Below are 852 nucleotides of genomic sequence, written 5' to 3'. Positions count from 1 at the left end.
CGGCCAGTTATGAGACGTCGCGTTTCTGTGATTTCTGCGCGGTGACCGGCCACCCGGCGGCTTACGCCGTGACGGTGAGCTCGACGCGGCCGTCGGTACCCAGACTTTCCCGCTCGGTCAGCGCGGAGGTCTTGGCGACAAGCCGGACGCGGTCGGCGCGGAACAGGTCTTCGGAGTATTCGAAGGGCCGGCCGGTGGCATCGGAGGCGACGCGCGTCATTGCCAGCAGGGGGGTGCGCGTGGGGATTTCGAGCCAGGCGGCTTCCCGGGGGTTGGCGCTGACGACCTCGATGCTCTCGACCGACGTCACGGGTCTGAGGTCGTAGCGGACGGCGAGAATGTCGTACAGCGAGCCGCCGAGAGGCTGCTCCAGCAGGTCGGGCACCCGGTCGGCGGGGAAGTGCGCGCAGTCGACCGACAGCGGGAAGCCGTCGGCGTAGCGCAGCCGCTGCACGACGACGAGCTCGGTGTCCGGCTCGACCCCCAGGCGCTGTGCCTCGATGGCGGTGGCGCCGCGCAGGGCCGTGGAGAGCACGCGGCTGCGCGTGGTGGAGTGCCCGCCCTGCCTGAGCCGGTTCGGCAGGCCGGACAGCTCGGCGACGTTGCGTTCCACGAGCACGGTCTTGATGAACGTGCCGCCCGCGCGCCCGCTGCGTCGCTCGAGGATCCCGGCGCGGCTCAGCGGCACCAGGGCACTGCGCAGCGTTGCACGGGACACTGCGAACTGCTCGGCCATCTCGCGTTCGGAGCCGAGGCGGTCACCCGGGCGAAGCGTGCCGGCGTCGAGCATGCTGACGATGCGGCGCCGCACATCCTCGGCTACCGGGCCGCCCTCGGACTCGTCCATGTGGT

The 852-nt window shown here is 71.1% G+C and carries 1 protein-coding gene; it reads right to left on the bottom strand.

The genetic code is table 11. From position 1 onward, the window contains the following. Nucleotides 1-61 precede the first annotated feature (61 nt). The gene (locus AC3WTE_RS13380) at nucleotides 62-847 is read right to left on the bottom strand and encodes a GntR family transcriptional regulator (protein WP_492438101.1); all 786 of its coding nucleotides are present in this window, start codon (nucleotides 845-847) and stop codon (nucleotides 62-64) included. Nucleotides 848-852: the final 5 nt, after the last annotated feature.

It is taken from the genome of Mycobacterium sp. FW102-FHT13B02, from assembly GCF_058790275.1.
Note: the sequence above shows the minus strand (reverse complement) of the source record. Positions and strands in the feature narration are given on the sequence as shown.

What these genes read in the sequence shown, in the direction of transcription:
- AC3WTE_RS13380 (WP_492438101.1), bottom strand. Translation starts at nt 847, where the DNA reads ATGGACGAGTCCGAGGGCGGCCCGGTAGCCGAGGATGTGCGGCGCCGC.